A 17,043-nucleotide genomic window follows, 5' to 3' on the forward strand; every position below is an offset into this window, starting at 1 on the left:
GGCTTTGGCCATCGACCGGCGAACGCCCCCGCCGCCGGCCCGCCTCGCCGAAACGTCGGCCTTCCCGGGTTTCTAGCTGCACTTGGGAGCCGCGCAAAGGGGCGTCAGACGTCTGCCTTCACTGTGCCGATCGGGTCCGGGCGAGGGCGCCGGCGGCCGCGAGGCTCGCATAGGCTTGCCCCAGATGGGTGCGCATGAGGACCCGTGCCGCCTCGCCATCGTGCCGCCAGACGGCGTCGATCACCGCCTGGTAGGACCTGAGGACGCTCTGCGCGCGCTCGGCGGTCGTGTTGCGCCCGTAGGTATCGATGAGCACGCGGAGCACGCCCTGGAGGAACGTGGCGAGCACGACGTTCCCGGCCGCGCGGGCGAGGCCGGTGTGGAAGGCGACGATCTCCTCCATGAAGCGTGCGGGATCGTCGACATGATCCGCCGCATGCAGGAGGATTGCGCGCAGCCCCTCGACCTCGTCCTCCGACGCACGCTGGGCGGCAAGCTCGGCGGTTGCCGCCTCGGCGGCGATCTGGGCCTCGATGAGATCGGAAAGCTCGACGCCGAGCAGGCGGAGCTGCACCGCCAGCGATTCCGCGAACCGGTCCGGATCGCCTGTCGCGATCCGCACACCCCCGGACGGCCCCTTGCGGACCGTGGCGATCCCCTGCGCCACCAGCGCGCGTATTGCGTCGCGCGCGGCCATGCGGGAAACGCCGAAGCGCTGCGCGATCGTCGCCTCGCTGCCGAGATGGTCGCCGGGCCCGATCCTACGGTCGAACAGGGCCGCCTTCACTTCGGCGACGATGCGCTCGGACAAGGTGGTCGCGCCGTCGCCGCGCGGGCGGGGGAGCGGGAGGGCCTCGTCGCGGGCGGGCTGCGCGTCCATCAGGCGATCTCCACCGGCGCGGGCGGCACCACCGGCAGGCCCATCGCCTCGCGGAAGGCCGCCCAGACTTCCGGCGGCTGGCCGGCCTGAAACGGGAAGGTGTGGAGATGCTTCCCGTACATCGGCAGCTTCTCGTACTGCGCGAGCGGCACGCCCTTCTCGAACAGGTCGCGGTCGGCGACGGGGAGCGCGATACGCTGATTCTGCTCGGGATCGCGGATCACCGCCTTGGGATCCTCGCCCGCGGCCACCAGCTTCAAATCGCTCATGAAGCGCTGGCGCAGCTTGACGACGCCCATGTCGCTTTGCCCGAGATGTTCCCTTGTGCGATCGGCGACCGTCCCCTGCCCGACCCAGGCGATGAAATCCTGGTTCATCACATGGCTCGATATCCAGCGGCCGGTCTCGGGGTCCTTGATGTCGCTGCGCCAGGCCGGGATCTTGTCCTGCACATAGGGCTCCTGCTCGTTGGGCACGCGGAAGAAGAGCCAGGAGACGCTGAGCGTGCGCTCGTCGTCGATCGGCACGCGCCATTCGAAATGGTCGCCGAGGAAGAAGCAGTTCGGCCACAGGCACACCCGCCCGACCGTCCACATCTTGTGCGCCTCGTCCGTATCCTCGCGCTGGCGGCGGTAGACGAGGCCATAGTCGAACTCGTCGAACGCGACCTTGAGATGCTTCGGGCCATGCTCGGACTCCTCGTCGCGCAGGCGCCGGCCCCAGTTCATGTGCATCCATTCGAAATGCACGGGGTCGATCGAATTCTCCTGGCACTGCAGCCAGTTGCAGGGAACTTCCGCGAACGCGATCTGGACGAAGCCGTTCTGCCAGCTGAACGGCTCCCAGTCCGGCACCAGAGGCGCCGGCTGCGGCCCGAGATAGGCCCAGACCAGCCCGCCCCTGGTCTCGACCGGATAGGACTTGATCCGGATCTTGTCGCGGAAGCGCGCGCGCGGATTGGCCACGTCCTCATAGGGCTGCTCGAGGCAGCGGCCGTCGGCGTCGTAGAGCCAGCCATGATAGTTGCACCTGAGGCCGCATTGCTCGACGAAGCCGTAGGCGAGGTCGGCGCGGCGATGCGGGCATTGCCGGTCGACCAGGCCGAACGTGCCGCTCTTGTCCTTGTAGAGAACGAGGTCCTCACCCATCAGCCGGACCGGCCGGATCGACTGGTCGTCGAATTCCGACACGGCGGCGATCGGCATCCAGTAGCGGCGCAGCAGCTGTCCCATGTCGGTGTCGGCGCCGGTGCGGGTGAGGCGGTGGTTGCTCTCCGCGCTCAGCATGTCTGAAACTCCTCGTTCACTTGGGCATCCATCATGAAATCAGACTCCAGGCCATGCGCAGGCCGGTGATCGCCAGGAACAGGGCGAAGGCCAGCCGCAGCCACTTGGGATTGAGCTTGTGGGCCAGCGCGACGCCCCAGGGCGTGGCGATGACGGTCGCCGGCACGATCAGCGCGAAGCCGAGCAGGCTGGCATAGCCCAGCGACCAGACCGGCCGCTCGTCGACCCCGATGCCGCCGAGGCAGAAGCCGATCGCGCCCGGAATGGCGATGAGCACGCCGATATTGGCCGCGGTCGCGACCGCGCGGTGGATCGGATAGCCGAACAGCGAGAGATAGGGGACGGTGAAGGTCCCGCCGCCGATCCCCATCATGACCGAAATGCCGCCGATCAGGGTCGCGGAAATCCGTTGCCAGATGCGCCGCGGCAGCTCCGATCCCAGTTTGAAGCGCTCGTTACCGACGATCATGTTGACCGCGACGAGCAAGGCGAAGCCGGCGAAGACCGCGCGCAGCACCTCGCTGCTCGCGTGCGGCGCGAGCACGCTGCCGGCGATCGCGCCGATCAGGATGGCGGGCAGCCAGGACCGGAACAGCTCCATGTCGACCGCGCCCTTGCGCCGGTGCGCGAGGGCCGAGCGGATCGAGGTCGGGATCATCGCGGCGAGCGAGGTGCCGACCGCCATATGGATGCGCACGTCCTGATCGACGTCGAACACGCCGAAGACGTAATAGAGCACCGGCACCATCACGATGCCGCCACCGACCCCGAGCAGGCCCGCCAATATGCCCGCCACCACGCCGGTGCCGACGAGGGCGAGGGCCATCAGGACCAGAAAGGTCGTCTGCTCCATCCCGCTGCGCCCGGTCCTAGAGGAAGCGGGTCGGCGCGATGATCGTCCGCCACATGTGGCTGGAGGGGCTGCTGTCATAACCCAGCCCCTCTTCCGGCTGGCGGAAGTTGCGGCCGATGATGTCGGTGAACTCCTCGATATCGACCGTGGTGTCCGGATCGAAGGCGTAGAAATCGTACATCGTGACGTTGCGCGCGGTCATGTACCAGCGGTGCTGGCGCGCTTCCTGATAGTCGCGATCGACATAGGGATCGGGCCGGTAATCGGGGCCGAACATGCGGATATAGGCCTCGGGATATTCGTAGCCGACTTCCTCGTCCGGATAGAAGCGCAGTGCCTGGTGCGCGCGCACCGCCCAGCTTACCTCCTCGTCGACATAGGGCTCGATGAGCTGCGCGCCCCAATAGCCGTGGTCGGACCGGATCAGGCCGAACACAGCGATGTCGTGCAGCAGGCAGGCGAGCACCGTCTTCTCGGGCAGGCCGTCGCGCACCGCGAGCCGGGCGCTCTGCAGCAGGTGGGCGGAGGGGCCGAAGCGGTAGCGGAAGAAATCGATCAGGGTCGGCTTCTCCGGCATCTTCTGGAGCCGCGGGTCCTCGCGCATCAGGAAGTAGCGCCCCTTGCGCTCGGCCTCGGTCGGCCGTCCGCGCGGTGCCGCCGGATCGATGTCGCCCGACTGGTAGAGGACCGACTTCACGACCATCTCGTCGAGCTCGCGGGTCATCTTCTCCTCAAGCGCGTCGGCCTGGGCCGAGGCGGTGGCGAGATCGGGATGGGCCATGGGTCTCTCCAATCCTTCAGAGCAGGTAGAAATCGGCGACGGTGGGGATCTGGTCGTTGGCCAGCACCGTCGTCTTGCGGGCGATCCGCCAGACGCGCTCGTCGCGTCGGAAGCCATATTCGTAGCGGCCGAAGAAGACGTGCTGGCTGCGCCGCTTCGGATCGAAATGGTGGACAGCGAACGCAGCGGTGGCGGATGCCGCGGCATCGCTCTCGCCCGGCTCGACCAGGACATTGGTCACCATATGGGCGGTCCGCCGGAGCGGCGTGCTGGCGACCGAGAGACCGCTCTTCAGCCGCCAGATGCGATCGGCGAGACTGGAGCGCCCTTCATAATAGATCAGCGAAATCTCGCTGTCCGGCGACGAGGTCGTCTCACTCTCGTTCTTCCACGCCGGCACCCAGTAGACCGCGTCCTCGGCATAGAGGTCGAGCCAGTCGTCCCAGCGGCGCTGGTCGAGATAGAGCGCCTCCGACGAGATCAGCCGCTCCGCCTCGGCCTGGGTGAGCGCGCTCATATCGCCACCTCCAGCGCCCGCGCCTCGGCCGGAAGCGCGTCGCCGAGCCGCTGCTGCCAGGCGCGGTAGTAGGAATGGAAGATGCTCTCGTCGCCGAGCGTCCGGTCGCCGGTGATCGACCATTCGGGCGCCATGTCGATCGCGTCGGAGAAGGCGTTGCCGCCTTTGGCGCCGCCGCACATGCCGCGGGAATAGCCCTGCAGCCAGGGCTGCGCCTCGGACGTATAGCCCTCCTGGCACGCCTCGTAGACCACGGCGTCGTCGGGCGTGGCGAGGCCGCTGGGATTGAAGAAATCCTCATATTGCCGGATGCGGACGCGCCGCGCCTCGGCGCTTTCGCCGATCGGCGCCATGCAGAAGGTGCGCATCTCGGTGCGGTTCACCGAGAGCGGGCGGATGATGCGAAGCTGGCTCGACGCATTCTCGGCGAACTGGACGTTGGGGAAGATGGTGAGGTTGCGCGAATAGAACATCCAGTCGCGCTTCGCCTCGCCGACCCTTGTCGTGAGCGCGTCCTTGCTTTCGAACAGGGGCAGCGCGTCCGGCGCGTCGGGCATCCGCCAATTCAGCACGTGGCCGTTGGCGAAGTTGAAGCTCCCGCCGGTCGCCTCGCCATGCTCGTCGCGGCGCCGGTTTGGATCCCACATGTTGCGGGTCGCGCCCATCCACTGCGTCTCGGCGCGGTGATCGAGGAGCTTGAGGTACGAGGGGTGGACCGACGAGAAATGATACTGGTCGGAGCAGTTCTCGAGCTGCAGCTTCCAGTTCGCCTCATAGGTGAAGGTGACCGCGCCCGGCACCAGCTCCAGCCCCTCGGCGCTCTGGTCAACGATGAGGTCGAGGAGCGTGCGCGCTTCGCCGAGATGGTCGTCGAGCGAGGGCACGTCGGCGCTGAGGCTGCCGAACAGGAAGCCGCGATAGTCGCCGAGCCGCGGCAGGGCGGAGAGGTCGTGGCTGTCGCGGTCGAAGGCCTCGCTGTAGTGGCCGCTCGCTTTGCCCTTGATCGCCTTGTTCTTGCCGGCGCTGTCGAACGACCAGCTATGATAGGGGCAGACGTGGATCTTCGCATTGCCCTGTCCGAGCTGACAAATGCGCGCGCCCTTGTGCGGGCAGGAATTGACGAAGGCGCGGATTTCGCCGGCGCCGTCGCGGGTCACCAGGATCGGCTGGCGGCCGATGCTGGTCGTGAAATAATCGTGCGGCCTGGGAAGCTGCGAGGCGAGGCCGAGGAACACCCAGCCGCCTTCGAAGATATGCTTCATCTCCAGCTCGAAGATCGCCGGATCGGTGAACACCCGCCGGTTGACCCGGAAGACGCGATCGTCCGGCCGGTCGTCGATCAGGCCGAGAAGCTCATCGCGGGTGAGGTGCTGCATCTCCGTCATCGCCCTCACCCCTGCGCCACATATTTGGTGACGAGATAGCCTTCGAGGCCCTCGATCCCGCCCTCGGAGCCGTGCCCGCTCTCCTTGACCCCGCCGAACGGGGTCTCGGGACCGGTGAGCTGCGAAAAGTTGATGCCGATCATCCCGGCCTCGATCGCGTCGCCGATCCGGGTCGCCCGCTCTGCGGACTGCGTATAGGCGTAGGCGGCGAGGCCGTAAGGCAGCCGGTTCGCCGCCGCGACGACTTCGTCGAAGGTCCGGAAACGCTGGGTGACGGCGATCGGCCCGAACGGCTCCTCGTTCATGATCCGGGCGCTGTTGGGCACGTCGGCGAGCAAGGTCGGCTGCCAGAAATTGCCCTCGCCCGCGATAGCGCTGCCGCCGCTCGCGACCCTCGCGCCGTGCGCCTCGGCATCGCCGATCATCTCCGCCATCGCCGTCACGCGGCGGGGATTGGCGAGCGGGCCCATGCGCGTGTCGGCGGCGAGGCCGTCGCCGACCTTGAGCGCGCCCGCGGCGGCCGCGAATTTTTCGACGAACGCGTCGTGGATCGCGTCGTGCAGGTAGAAACGGGTCGGCGCGACGCAGATCTGACCGGCATTGCGGTACTTGGAGGCGGCGCTGAGCTGCACCGCCTTGTCGAGATCGGCGTCGTCGAAGACGATGACGGGCGCGTGGCCGCCCAGCTCCATCGTCGTCGGCTTCATCTCGGCGGCCGCGAGCCGGGCGAGATGCTTGCCCACCACTGTGGAGCCGGTGAACGAGATCTTCCGGATCACGGGCGAGGCGATCAGATATTCGGAGATGATGGCGGGCACGCCGAAGACGACGTTGAGCACGCCCTTGGGCAGGCCGGCATCGTCGAGCGCGCGGGCGAGCTCGAGACAGCTCCCCGGCGTCTCCTCGGCCGGCTTGATGATGACCGGGCAGCCGGCGGCGAGCGCCGCGGCGATCTTGCGCGAGGGGATGGTGGTCGGGAAGTTCCAGGGCGAGAAGGCCGCGACCGGCCCGATCGGCTCCTTGAGGACGAGGTGGCGAACGCCCGGCTGCTTGGACGGTACGATCCGGCCATAGGCACGGCGCGCTTCTTCCGCGAACCAGTCGAAAATGTCGGCGCAGGCGTAGGCTTCGGCGGTGGATTCGGCGAGCGGCTTGCCCTGCTCCATGGTGGTGACGCGGCCGATATGGGCGGCGCGCTCGCGCATCAGGGTGGCGGCGCGGTGCAGGATCTTCGCGCGGTCATAGGCCGAGGTTTCGCGCCAGGGGGCATTGGCCGTGGCCACGGCGGCCAGCGCCTCGTCGAGATCGTCGCGGCTCGCGATCGGCACGCCGGCGATCGCTGCGCCCGTGGCGGGGTTGATCAGGTCGAGCGTCTCGCCGGTGCTCGACCCGCGCCAGTTGCCGCCGATGAACAGCTGCGGCCGGCCTTCATAGCTTTCGGAACCCAAGACACGCTCTCCCCAGGCGATGGCGAGCCGCGCGCTTCGAGGCGCCTGTCGACCCGTCCAAAGATGCTATCTTTTCGCCTCAGGTGGACAGCAGAGTCAATCAAAAAAGATCAGACGTCTGTGTTTTTACGCGACTATCGACGGAGGAGCAAAAGGATCGAGTGGCGCTGCTGACCCCTAAGACAACGGCAGCAGGAGACCGGTTAAATATAATATCAATCGAGCCACACCGTCACCCCGGCGAAGGCCGGGGTCCAGTTGGACTGAGAACTGGATACCGGCCTTCGCCGGTATGACGAAGAGGGCAGCGCCTACCTTTCCCCCAACCCGTACAAATCCAGCGTCCGCGCACCGGCCCGGAGCTTGGCGATCTTGTCGGCCTCATCGGCTTCACGCTGCCGCCCCTTCTCGACGGCCGCCTCGACGGCCTCGGGCGGAAGCACGAGAACCCCGTCCCGATCGCCGACGATCAAGTCGCCCGGGCGGATCACCACATCGCCGATCGCGATCGGACGGCCGAGCGCATAGGGCGCGATGCCCTTCAGCGTGCCGCGAATGCAGACACCGTTGGAGAAGACCGGGAAGAGCTGCTCGGCGAGCACATGGGTGTCGCGCACGCCGCCGTCGATGACGAGGCCGCCAAGCCCCAGCGCCATCGCCGCTTCGTTCAGGATTTCGCCCCAATAGCCCCATTCGATCCCGCCGCGAGTCGCGACGACAAGGACGTCGCCGGGCTCGGCGGCATAGAGCGCACGGTGAATGGCGAGATTGTCGCCGGCGGGCACCTCCACCGTGAACGCCGGTCCGGCGAGACGCATCGCGGGCGCCACCGGCTTGATCGCCCCCGGCAGCGCGCCGATCCGTCCGGCGGCCTCGTGCAAAGTCGCGGTGCCCTGTGCGCGGGCGGCGGCGAGGAGATCGTCTGAGAAAGCGGGCATCGGGGTCTCCCTGCTCAAGCAGCCAGCCGCGCCATCCGCGCGTGCCACGCCGGCAGCGCGTCCGGGTTGCGAATGTGGAGCGGATCCAGCCCGCGAAGGCCGCGCAGCATGTTCTCCGCCGCGACCTCGGGGATGCGGGCATAAAGCTCCTCCGAGTGGCCGACGACATGGCCGGTCGCGATAACCTTCGGGTGACGGCGGAGCGGATGATCGGCGGGGAGCGGTTCGGTCTCCCAGGTGTCGATCGCGGCGCCGGCCAACCGGCCCTCGTCGAGCGCAGCCAGCAATGCCGCCTCGTCGACGCAGCCACCCCGGCCGATGTTGATGAGATGGGCATTGGGCTTCATCCGCGCGATCGCCGCCGCGTCGATCAGGTGGCGTGTTTCCTCGGTCAGCGTGACCAGCATCACCACGACATCGGACCGCTCGAGCAGCGCCTCCAGCGACACCAGCTCGGCGCCGGCCGCGACCGCCTTTTCCGCGCCGAGATAGGGGTCGTGCGCAATGATGTCGCAATCCCAGCCCTGCAGCCGGCGCGCGACGCCCTGACCGATGCGGCCGAAGCCGATGATGCCGATCGTCGCGCCCTTGACCATCCGGCCGGCGGGGGCGGGCTTCCAGCGCCCCTCGGCGAGCGCGGCGATCTTGCCCGGGAGCGCCTTGCGCAGCGCCGCGATCAGCATCACGCCGGCCTCCGCCATGCCGTCGAAATTCTCCGCCATAGCACCATGCGCGACGAGGATGCCGAGCTTGCTCGCCGCCGCGACGTCGATGAAGTCGGTGCCGATGATGCTGGAGACGACGAGCCGCGCCCGTTCCGAGCGTTCGAGCACCTGACGCGGCAGCTTCAGCCCCGGGAAGGTGCCGAGCCAGGCATCGGCGGTCGGCGCATAGTCCGCGATCAGCTCAGGGGTCCACGCCCGCGCCTCGGCCGGAATTTGCCGCACCATGCAGCCGGCCCCCTCCAGCAGCGGGATCGCCGCCGCATGCGGACCTGCCGCGAACGAGGCGACGATGGTGAAGCTCATGCGTCTTCTTTGCGCTGGAGCAGGTGGTAGCTTTGCTGCTTGCGCGCCTCGTCCAGCCGCATGCCGCCGGCGATCGCCTCGCGGATGCGGGCCTCTGCGGCATCGATCGCCTCGGCGGCGGCGAGCACCTCCTCCTCGCGCGCCTTGGGAATCACGACCACGCCATCCGAATCGCCGCGCAATATGTCGCCCGGCGCCACCCGGGCGTCGCCGACATTGACGATCGTTCCGACCGCCTCGAGCTGCACCCGGTCCTTGCCGGTGCGCATCGAGTAGGATCGGCTGTACATCGGATAGCGGAGGTCGAGCGCGAGGTGGGTGTCGCGGCAGGCGCCGTCGATCACGGTGCCCGCAAGGCCCCTCTTGTGCGCGCAGAAGGTCAGGATGTCGCCCCAGACGGTGGCGTCCGGTCGCCCGCCGTTGTCGATCGCGACCACTGCGCCTTCCGGCACGTCGTCGATGAAGTCGCCTACGGTACCGACCGGATGACCGACCGGAGCATAGGACAAGGTGAAGGCCCGACCGGTCATGCGGAACGCATGGTCGAGCGGCTTGATGCCGAGGCACTGGCCGGCGATGCCGAGCTTGTCGAGCGCGTCGCTCAGCGTCGCGGTGTCGATCCGCGATGCCCGTTCGACATTGGTGTCGGTCATGCTTCGGTCTTTCCTTCGAGAAGATGTTCGTAGCCGGCGCCCATGATCGTGCTCACCGCATGGCCGGCGAGCACCGCTTGGGTCATGCCCGCTTCCTTGGCGGCGATCGCCTCGGCCGCGGCGAGAACGTCCGCGATCCGCGCGGCGGGGATGAAGGCTGCGCCGCTGCCGTCCGCGACGACATAGTCGCCGGTCGAAACCGTCACGTCGCCGACCGTGACCGGCTCCCCCGTAGAGGCTTCGTGGATGCGCCCACGCGCCGTCCGTGCCGTCGCGCCGCGGGCATAAACGGCAAAGCCGATGTCGGCGGCTTCATCGACGTCGCGCGCCAGGCCCTCGACGATCACGCCGCTCAGGCCCTTCACCTTCGCCGCGTTGGAGAGGATGCCGCCCCAGCCGGCGCATTCGACGCCGGTGCGCTGCTCGACGACGATCACATTGCCCGGCTCGGCCGTGTCGATCGCCGTGGTGCACAGGTGCCGGGCCGGCGCACCTTCGGGCGGCTTGCCGGCGGCGAGCTTCACGGTGATGATCCGCCCGGCGATGCGTCGGCGTGCCGCCAGCGGGCCGAGGCCGGTGATCGACGCCGGCAGGCCGAGCTGGTCGAGCGCGTCAGAGACCGCGCAGGCATCGAGCTTCGCCAGCCGCTCGGCAATCGCGTCGCTCACGCCGCCTGCTCCCGGTTCCAGTAGATGAAGCCGTTGGCGGTGCCGGTTCCCGCTTCCGAGCGATAGCAGGGCTGATAGTCGACCAGGCCGCCGGCGAGGTCGGTCTCGAACAGCGCACCGGCCGCTGCGATCCAGTTCTTGAGCTCGGACGTGCCGGACTGGAAATGATGCTCCTCGATCGCGCAGAGCGCCGCGCCGTCCCGGCTGGCGATCGCCTCGATGATCCTGCGGTCGAACGCCTCGTCGATGACGAAATGGCTCATCCCGCCCGACCCGAAGATCGCGACGCGCGCATCCGACTCCCATTCGCGGATCACCCGGCCGACCAGCCGGCCGAAGGCGAAGCAGCGGCGCGCGGTCGGCTGGTTGGGCGGGAAGAAGGTGTTGGCGATCACCGGCACGTTGGGGATCACCCTGTCGCGCATGATCTGGCGGTAGATGAAGCCGAAGGCGTGGCCGATGCCGCTCGACCAGTGGCCGGGATTTTCCGGCAGGCGGTGCGAGCGGGCGACATCGAAATCATTGGCGATCGCCGCCGCGATGATCCGCCGGCCGAGCTCGGGATGGCCGGGATAGTCGGTGCGCTCGGGCGGGTTGTGGCCCCATTCGGCGGCGTGGATGCCGGGCGCCATCTTGGCCGCCTGCTCCTCCGACGCCGGCTCGTTCCAGATCACGGGCCCGTCGAACACGGTGAGCGCCGGCATCACGTCATCGAGGAACAGCTCGTTCTGGTCGTTGCCGAAGATCACCGCGACGTCGGGCGCCGCGGCCTCGAACGCATCGGCCATCGTCTCGATCGCGGCCCGGCAGGCGCCGGCGCGGCGGGTGCGCTCTTCCAGCGTCGCCTGCTCGGCGAGATGCTCGTCCCTGCGCATCACGACGAGCGTAGGGAAATCATACTTGCCGCCGCGGAACGGATGGTCCTTGCGGGCGTGATCGGCCGGGAGGCGCAACAGCCACTCCTCCGGCGTGGTCGACAGCGTGGGACCGTGGGTGGTCCACATGCCCAGGACGATCTCGGCCATCGGCGTGCCTCCTTACTGGTCCAGCCGGAACAGGCGGCGGGCATTGTCCTCGAAGATCATCTTCTTCTCCGCATCGCTCAGCCAGTCGAAGCCGGCGATGATCGGGGCGATGTCGTCCATCGTCCTGCCGTCGTCGCCGGCGACCTTGGAGCCGACGCCCGGGCATTCCGAGCCGAACAGGCAGCGATCCGCGCCCACTGTCTCAATGAGCAGACGCAGCGCCCCTTCCGTGTAGAGGACGGTGTCGAAATAGAGGTTGCGCAGCCCTTCCGAGAAGCGCCGCTTCGCGCCCGGGTGGATCGAGCCCGCCTCGAACCGGCCGAGCTGATAGGGAATCGCGCCGCCGCCATGGCTGACGACGATCTTGAGGTCCGGGAAGTCGTCGAACACCGACGAATTGACCAGATTGAAGACCGCGATCGTCTCCTCGTTGATGAAGTGGAGCGAATAAGGCGAGCGGTCGGTGCGCGATCCGGTGGCGTGGATATGCGCGGGCACGTCGAGTTCGCAGAGCTTCTCGTAGAGCGGGTACCAATAGCGGTCGCCGAGGCCCGGCTGGTCGGTGCGGGTGTTCTCGTAGGGATCGGGATTGAGCAGGCAGCCCTTGAAGCCGAGCCCGCCGACGCACCGGTCCAGCTCCGCGAAGGTGTTCTCGATCGGCTCGCCCGCCACCTGGGGCAGGCCGCAGACGCCGACGAACGTGTCCGGGAAGAGCTGCATCTGGCGGTGGATGATCGTGTTCGTCTCCTCGACGAACCAGTGGACCACGCGACCGGGTTCGAAGCTCGACATCATCTGGAACGGCCGCGGCGAGATCAGCTGCAAGTCGGTGCCGTGGCGGTGGAGCATGTCGAGATGCCCGCATGGCGCCATCTCGACCTTGTTGGCGGCGCGGCGGATGTCGTCGTCGCTGACCTTCACCCCGCCACGCCCGTGCGAGCCGCGGTGCGAAAGGATCGACGCCTTGTAGGCCCAGAGCTCGGCCGGCGCGCTCACATGCCCGTGACAGTCGATGATCAAGCCGGCTCTCCTTGCTGATCCGATCCGCGCGGATCGTTAATATACAGACGTCTGTATATTAGCCCGAACCCGGAATGCAAGAGGCCCGGTCCGGCAACATACCCTCAGAAATTCAGGCTGGATCGAACATGATTGACAATCCTTCTCAATGAAAGCCATAAACGCACAGACATCTGATTAACTGCGTACGAACCCGATGCAGATTGCCACGTCCCGCCCTGACGACTCAAGCGCCGACCCCCGCGGCGCGTGTCGCGAGCGGCAGGCGAATCGGGCCGCGACGCAAGGACGAGTGGAGTGACCATGATCGCGATTCCGGCCCCGACCACCGTGCCCGTCACGGGCGGCAACAGTTTCCCGGTCCGCCGCGTCTACTGCGTCGGGCGCAACTACCGCGCCCATGCGATCGAGATGGGTGCCGATCCGGACCGCGAGGCACCCTTCTTTTTCACCAAGCCGGCCGACGCGGTGGTGCCGAGCGGCACCACGATCGCCTATCCGCCGCGCACCGGCGACTATCAGCACGAGATCGAACTGGTGGTGGCGATCGGCCGGCGCGGCCGCGATATCCCGGTCGAGCGCGCGCACGAATTCGTCTTCGGCTATGCGGTCGGCCTCGACATGACTCGCCGCGACCTCCAGATCGAGGCGCGCAAGGCCGGCCGGCCGTGGGACATGGGCAAGGCATTCGACGAGTCCGCGCCCTGCGGCGAGATCAGCCCGGCCGCAACGACCGGCCCCCTGACTGGCGGCGCGATCAGCGTCACCGTCAACGGCGAGACCCGCCAGTCGAGCGATCTCTCGCTTCTCATCTGGAACGTCGCCGAGGTCATCGCGGACCTCTCCACCTATGTCGAGCTCGCGCCGGGCGACCTCATCTACACCGGCACGCCCGAGGGCGTCGGGCCGGTCCAGCCCGGCGACCGGCTGGTCGGCAGGATCGACGGCCTCGCCGACCTCGAAGTCACCATTCGCTGAGCGGCGCGCGTGGACGGGGCGGCCATGAACATCGGAATCGTCGGCGGGGGAATCGCCGGCCTGGCGCTCGCGCTCGGCCTGCACCGGCGCGGCATCGGCTGCACCGTCTACGAAGCCGCGCCCGACGTGCGCGAGATCGGCGTCGGCATCACCCTCCTCCCCCATGCGATGCGCGAAATCGCCGGGCTCGGCCTCGACGACGCGATCCTGGCGGCGGGAATCGAGAACGAGACGAGCGCCTTCTTCAACCGCTTCGGCCAGCGCATCTTCGCCGAGCCGCGCGGCAAGCATGCCGGCTACCCCCATCCCGAAATCGGCATCCATCGCGGCAAGCTGCATGGCATCCTCTATCGCGCGGCGCTGGAGCGGCTGGGGCCGGATCTTGTCCGCACCGATCATCAGCTCGTCGGACACGAACAGGGGGACGACGGCGTCACGCTCCAGTTCCGTCGCCTGTCGACCGGCGAGGCGCTGCCCGACGCCAGCGCCTCCGTCGTCATCGCCTGCGACGGCGTCAACTCGACCGTGCGCCGGGCCTATTATCCGGACGAGCAGGTCGCCTTCACCGGCATCAACACCTGGCGCGGCGTCACCCGCAGCGCGCCGATCCTGGGCGGACGCACCTATATCCGGGTCGGTTCGATCAAGACCGGCAAGATCGTCATCTACCCGATCGTCGACCATGACGACGGCACCCAGCTCATCAACTGGATCGCCGAGATCGAGCGGCCGGGCGAGGCCAAGAACGACTGGAACAAGCCGGGCCGGACCGAGGATTTCCTGCCGATCTACGAGAGCTTCCGCTTCGACTGGCTCGACGTCGGCCAGCTCATCCGCGACGCGGAGATGGTGCTCGAATATCCGATGGTCGACAAGGATCCGGTGGCGCGCTGGACGTTCGGCCGGGTGACGCTGGCGGGCGATGCCGCCCATCCCATGTATCCGCGCGGATCGAATGGATCGGCCCAGGCGCTGATCGACGCGCGCGTGCTCGCCGACCTCCTCGCCACATATGAGCCGCAGGCGGCGCTCGCGGCGTTCGAGGCGGAGCGGCTGCCCGCGACCTCGGCGGTCGTGCGCACCAACCGCACCAGCCCGCCCGACGTGATCAACCTCAAGGTCGAGGAGCTGGTCGGCGACCGCCCTTTCGCCAATCTCGACGACCATATCAGCCAGGACGAGCTCCGTGCCCTGTCCGACCGCTACAAGAGCGTCGCCGGCTTCTCGCAGAGCGAGATGAGCAAGTAGGGCGCCACGCCCTCGCCCAATCAAAAGCAATTCTTGTGTTCCCGCGAAAGCGGGAACACAGCCGCGCCGGGCCTGGGACTGGGCTCCCGCTTTCGCGGGAGCACATCATTGCCGCATGTCGTCATTGATTATGATCATAACTATGATAATAACTCATTCAACCGACCCCGAATCGGCGGGGCGGGCTGAACGATCGAGGATGAGGATATGTCGAAGTTCGTGATCCAGACGCACGGCCGCCTGCAGGAATGGGTGGCGCACGAAAAAGGCTTCTTCGCGGAAGCGGGCCTCACCGACTACGACCTGAGGACCATCGCCCTTCCGCCTGCCGATCCGAACAGGCCGGCCGGTGCCTATCAGAGCTACGAGGAAGGCCGCGAGGCGAGCGTCAGCTGCGCCTGCCACTGGACGGTGAACATGGCCGCCGCCAACGGGCACGGGAAGCTCTGGGCCGGCTGCTATTCGCTCTCGCCCGCCGGCATCTTCGTCGCCGACGAGTCGCCGGTCCGCAAGCTTGCCGATCTGGCCGACGTGCCGGTCGACGTCGGCTACCAGTCGGGCAGCCACTATGCGACCATCCAGGCGCTCGAGACCCGGGTCGAGCGTGATCGGATCAAGCTCGACTTCACCGGCCGCCCCAATGCCCGCCTCGAACGGCTGGTGAATGGCGAGACGCAAGCCGCGACCCTGTTCGGCTGCCAGCTCTATGTCGCCGAGCAGCTGGGCTTCCGCCGCGTCGCCGACACCACCTTCATGATCGCCGGCATGGTTCCCGAAGGCACCGATCCGGCCGACGTCGCGAGATATTACGAGGCGCTGCGCAAGGCGCAGATGGAGATCGACCTCGATCACCAGCGCTTCACCCATTATTTCCTGAACGACGTGCCGGAGGCTTATCGCGACCGCGTCGACACCGCCGCCTTCGGCCCGGGCGAGCGACTGGTGTTCGAGCCCTATTCGCCCGAGATCTTCGACAAGACGCAGGACTGGGTCGCCGAGCGCGACATCTTCACTGCCGACAAGCTCAACCAGCTCGGCTACGCGGAAGCGACCGTTCTCGCCTGATGCATACGTTGCCGGGCTTCGTGGGCGGAGCTAACGAAGCCCGGTGACAGACCAGACCGACAGTTCCGCCGAGCACGGCCTCCAGATCGGGCAGCTGCTGCGGCGGGCCTATGCCCATGCCAAGAAGCACAGCAGTGCCGAACTGGCCGGGATCGGCGACCTGACGCCGGTGCAGGCGAGCGCCCTCCTCGCTCTCGCCCGCCATTCGATGTCGCAGGCCGAGCTTGGCCGCTGGATCGACATGGAACCGGCCAACGTCCATTCCTTCGTCCGCCGCCTCGCCGCGGCGGGCCTTGCGAGCATCGAGCCCGACGGAAACCGCCGCTCGCGCGTGGTCCTGACCGCGGACGGCTGCCGGATCGCAGAGAAGGTGCGCGAGGGCGCCCGCCGATCGGCCGACACCGCCCTTGCGCGTCTTGATGCAGACGAGCGCGAAACCCTCGTCCGGTTGCTCGCTAAGCTCCTGTCCTAGACCGCGTCCGGCTGCCGCTCCGGCGCGGTCTCGGCGAAGGCCGGGAGCGCGGTAAGATGCGCGTCGATCGCCCGCAGCGTCGGATAGGGATTGAGATCGGCGCCGAACCGGCGGGCATTGTACATTTGCGGCACCAGGCAGATGTCGGCGATCGACACGCGATCGCCGTGGCAATGGCGACCGTTACCCTGGGCCCGCGCCAACGCCTCCAGCGCGTCGAAGCCCTGCTTCACCCAGTGGCGATACCAGGCGTTCACGCTGTCCTTGTCTTGTCCGAACTCGGTGCGCAGATACTGGAGCACCCGTAAATTGCCGATCGGGTGGATGTCGCAGGCGACGATCTGCGCCATGGCGCGGACCTGCGCCCGGCCGATCGGATCGTCCGGCAGAAGCGGCGGATCGACATGAATCTCGTCCAGATATTCGATGATCGCGAGCGACTGGCCAAATGGTACCCCGTCGGCGACGAGGGTCGGCACCAGCCCTTGCGGGTTCAGCGCGAGATGGTCCGGCGTGCGCTGTGCCTGTTCACGGAAATTCCGGTACACCGTGCTGTAGGACAGGCCTTTCAGCCGGAGCGCGATCCGCACCCGCCAGGCGGCGGAGCTGCGGAAGAAGGTGTTGAGGACAAGCTCGGTCATAGGAAATTACTCAGACGTCTTTCTATCTGGCCACGCGCTCGGAGAGCTCTATCGACCGGCTTGACCCGGATCGACGTTTTGATGGACGATGCTGATTGGACATGACTCTCCTATTGCCAATTATTCAGACGTCTGTCTATATTCCCGTCGAATGACA

General features: G+C 67.4%; 18 protein-coding genes. 4 read left to right on the plus strand and 14 right to left on the minus strand.

Features of this window, described 5'->3' with window-relative positions; translation table 11 throughout:
* Window positions 1-118: 118 nt before the first annotated feature.
* The 13 genes from RCO27_RS09790 to RCO27_RS09850 all read right to left on the minus strand — a co-directional run bounded on the left by RCO27_RS09790 (window position 119) and on the right by RCO27_RS09850 (window position 12,482).
* Entirely contained in the window at window positions 119-880 is a 762-nt protein-coding gene (locus RCO27_RS09790) for an FCD domain-containing protein (protein ID WP_309002491.1), read from the minus strand.
* Complete coding sequence (locus RCO27_RS09795) at window positions 880-2,166, minus strand: aromatic ring-hydroxylating dioxygenase subunit alpha (protein ID WP_309002492.1); 1,287 nt, start codon at window positions 2,164-2,166, stop codon at window positions 880-882. The genes RCO27_RS09790 and RCO27_RS09795 overlap by 1 nt, the downstream gene beginning before the upstream one ends.
* A 31-nt stretch (window positions 2,167-2,197) precedes the next feature.
* Window positions 2,198-3,019: a sulfite exporter TauE/SafE family protein gene (locus RCO27_RS09800; protein WP_309002493.1), complete on the minus strand. Its 822-nt coding sequence runs from the start codon at window positions 3,017-3,019 to the stop codon at window positions 2,198-2,200.
* A 16-nt stretch (window positions 3,020-3,035) separates the two neighbouring features.
* Window positions 3,036-3,800 (minus strand): hypothetical protein, encoded by a 765-nt coding sequence (locus RCO27_RS09805; protein WP_309002494.1) that lies wholly within the window; start codon window positions 3,798-3,800, stop codon window positions 3,036-3,038.
* 16 nt (window positions 3,801-3,816) lie between these two features.
* Complete coding sequence (locus RCO27_RS09810; RefSeq protein ID WP_309002495.1) at window positions 3,817-4,317, minus strand: aromatic-ring-hydroxylating dioxygenase subunit beta; 501 nt, start codon at window positions 4,315-4,317, stop codon at window positions 3,817-3,819.
* Window positions 4,314-5,702 (minus strand): aromatic ring-hydroxylating dioxygenase subunit alpha, encoded by a 1,389-nt coding sequence (locus RCO27_RS09815; protein WP_309002496.1) that lies wholly within the window; start codon window positions 5,700-5,702, stop codon window positions 4,314-4,316. The genes RCO27_RS09810 and RCO27_RS09815 overlap by 4 nt, the downstream gene beginning before the upstream one ends.
* A 5-nt stretch (window positions 5,703-5,707) precedes the next feature.
* Window positions 5,708-7,150 (minus strand): NAD-dependent succinate-semialdehyde dehydrogenase, encoded by a 1,443-nt coding sequence (locus tag RCO27_RS09820; protein ID WP_309002497.1) that lies wholly within the window; start codon window positions 7,148-7,150, stop codon window positions 5,708-5,710.
* Between the two features lie 311 nt (window positions 7,151-7,461).
* On the minus strand, window positions 7,462-8,088 hold the full coding sequence (locus RCO27_RS09825) for a 4-hydroxy-4-methyl-2-oxoglutarate aldolase (protein WP_309002498.1): 627 nt from the start codon (window positions 8,086-8,088) through the stop codon (window positions 7,462-7,464).
* A 14-nt stretch (window positions 8,089-8,102) separates the two neighbouring features.
* The gene (locus RCO27_RS09830; protein ID WP_309002499.1) at window positions 8,103-9,116 is read right to left on the minus strand and encodes an NAD(P)-dependent oxidoreductase; all 1,014 of its coding nucleotides are present in this window, start codon (window positions 9,114-9,116) and stop codon (window positions 8,103-8,105) included.
* Window positions 9,113-9,769, minus strand: a complete 657-nt coding sequence (locus tag RCO27_RS09835; protein WP_309002500.1) for an RraA family protein — start codon at window positions 9,767-9,769, stop codon at window positions 9,113-9,115. The genes RCO27_RS09830 and RCO27_RS09835 overlap by 4 nt, the downstream gene beginning before the upstream one ends.
* Entirely contained in the window at window positions 9,766-10,437 is a 672-nt protein-coding gene (locus tag RCO27_RS09840) for an RraA family protein (RefSeq protein WP_309002501.1), read from the minus strand. Before RCO27_RS09840 ends, RCO27_RS09835 begins: the two co-directional genes overlap by 4 nt.
* On the minus strand, window positions 10,434-11,462 hold the full coding sequence (locus RCO27_RS09845; protein WP_309002502.1) for a protocatechuate 3,4-dioxygenase: 1,029 nt from the start codon (window positions 11,460-11,462) through the stop codon (window positions 10,434-10,436). The genes RCO27_RS09840 and RCO27_RS09845 overlap by 4 nt, the downstream gene beginning before the upstream one ends.
* Window positions 11,463-11,474: 12 nt before the next feature.
* Window positions 11,475-12,482, minus strand: coding sequence for an amidohydrolase family protein (locus RCO27_RS09850; RefSeq protein ID WP_309002503.1), 1,008 nt, complete (start codon window positions 12,480-12,482; stop codon window positions 11,475-11,477).
* 303 nt (window positions 12,483-12,785) lie between these two features.
* On the opposite strand from RCO27_RS09850, the gene RCO27_RS09855 reads away from it, so the two are divergent.
* The 4 genes from RCO27_RS09855 to RCO27_RS09870 all read left to right on the plus strand — a co-directional run bounded on the left by RCO27_RS09855 (window position 12,786) and on the right by RCO27_RS09870 (window position 16,245).
* The gene (locus RCO27_RS09855; protein ID WP_309003195.1) at window positions 12,786-13,460 is read left to right on the plus strand and encodes a fumarylacetoacetate hydrolase family protein; all 675 of its coding nucleotides are present in this window, start codon (window positions 12,786-12,788) and stop codon (window positions 13,458-13,460) included.
* Between the two features lie 24 nt (window positions 13,461-13,484).
* Window positions 13,485-14,708 (plus strand): flavin-dependent oxidoreductase, encoded by a 1,224-nt coding sequence (locus tag RCO27_RS09860; RefSeq protein ID WP_309002504.1) that lies wholly within the window; start codon window positions 13,485-13,487, stop codon window positions 14,706-14,708.
* Between the two features lie 207 nt (window positions 14,709-14,915).
* Complete coding sequence (locus RCO27_RS09865) at window positions 14,916-15,773, plus strand: hypothetical protein (protein WP_309002505.1); 858 nt, start codon at window positions 14,916-14,918, stop codon at window positions 15,771-15,773.
* 43 nt (window positions 15,774-15,816) lie between these two features.
* The gene (locus RCO27_RS09870) at window positions 15,817-16,245 is read left to right on the plus strand and encodes a MarR family transcriptional regulator (RefSeq protein ID WP_309002506.1); all 429 of its coding nucleotides are present in this window, start codon (window positions 15,817-15,819) and stop codon (window positions 16,243-16,245) included.
* Here the strand turns inward: RCO27_RS09870 and maiA are convergent.
* Window positions 16,242-16,886: a maleylacetoacetate isomerase gene (maiA, locus tag RCO27_RS09875; protein WP_309002507.1), complete on the minus strand. Its 645-nt coding sequence runs from the start codon at window positions 16,884-16,886 to the stop codon at window positions 16,242-16,244. The two genes, RCO27_RS09870 and maiA, sit on opposite strands and share 4 nt — an antisense overlap.
* Between the last annotated feature and the right edge of the window lie 157 nt (window positions 16,887-17,043).

The sequence above is a fragment of the Sphingosinicella sp. LHD-64 genome (assembly GCF_031157375.1).
In the GTDB taxonomy this organism is placed as follows: domain Bacteria; phylum Pseudomonadota; class Alphaproteobacteria; order Sphingomonadales; family Sphingomonadaceae; genus Allosphingosinicella.

Excerpts from the sequence above, each read along its gene's own strand:
- RCO27_RS09790 (WP_309002491.1), bottom strand. The coding sequence starts at position 880 with ATGGACGCGCAGCCCGCCCGCGACGAGGCCCTCCCGCTCCCCCGCCCG.
- RCO27_RS09795 (WP_309002492.1), bottom strand. The coding sequence starts at position 2,166 with ATGCTGAGCGCGGAGAGCAACCACCGCCTCACCCGCACCGGCGCCGAC.
- RCO27_RS09800 (WP_309002493.1), bottom strand. The coding sequence starts at position 3,019 with ATGGAGCAGACGACCTTTCTGGTCCTGATGGCCCTCGCCCTCGTCGGC.
- RCO27_RS09805 (WP_309002494.1), bottom strand. The coding sequence starts at position 3,800 with ATGGCCCATCCCGATCTCGCCACCGCCTCGGCCCAGGCCGACGCGCTT.
- RCO27_RS09810 (WP_309002495.1), bottom strand. The coding sequence starts at position 4,317 with ATGAGCGCGCTCACCCAGGCCGAGGCGGAGCGGCTGATCTCGTCGGAG.
- RCO27_RS09815 (WP_309002496.1), bottom strand. The coding sequence starts at position 5,702 with ATGACGGAGATGCAGCACCTCACCCGCGATGAGCTTCTCGGCCTGATC.
- RCO27_RS09825 (WP_309002498.1), bottom strand. The coding sequence starts at position 8,088 with ATGCCCGCTTTCTCAGACGATCTCCTCGCCGCCGCCCGCGCACAGGGC.
- RCO27_RS09830 (WP_309002499.1), bottom strand. The coding sequence starts at position 9,116 with ATGAGCTTCACCATCGTCGCCTCGTTCGCGGCAGGTCCGCATGCGGCG.
- RCO27_RS09835 (WP_309002500.1), bottom strand. The coding sequence starts at position 9,769 with ATGACCGACACCAATGTCGAACGGGCATCGCGGATCGACACCGCGACG.
- RCO27_RS09845 (WP_309002502.1), bottom strand. The coding sequence starts at position 11,462 with ATGGCCGAGATCGTCCTGGGCATGTGGACCACCCACGGTCCCACGCTG.
- RCO27_RS09855 (WP_309003195.1), top strand. The coding sequence starts at position 12,786 with ATGATCGCGATTCCGGCCCCGACCACCGTGCCCGTCACGGGCGGCAAC.
- RCO27_RS09860 (WP_309002504.1), top strand. The coding sequence starts at position 13,485 with ATGAACATCGGAATCGTCGGCGGGGGAATCGCCGGCCTGGCGCTCGCG.
- RCO27_RS09865 (WP_309002505.1), top strand. The coding sequence starts at position 14,916 with ATGTCGAAGTTCGTGATCCAGACGCACGGCCGCCTGCAGGAATGGGTG.
- maiA (WP_309002507.1), bottom strand. The coding sequence starts at position 16,886 with ATGACCGAGCTTGTCCTCAACACCTTCTTCCGCAGCTCCGCCGCCTGG.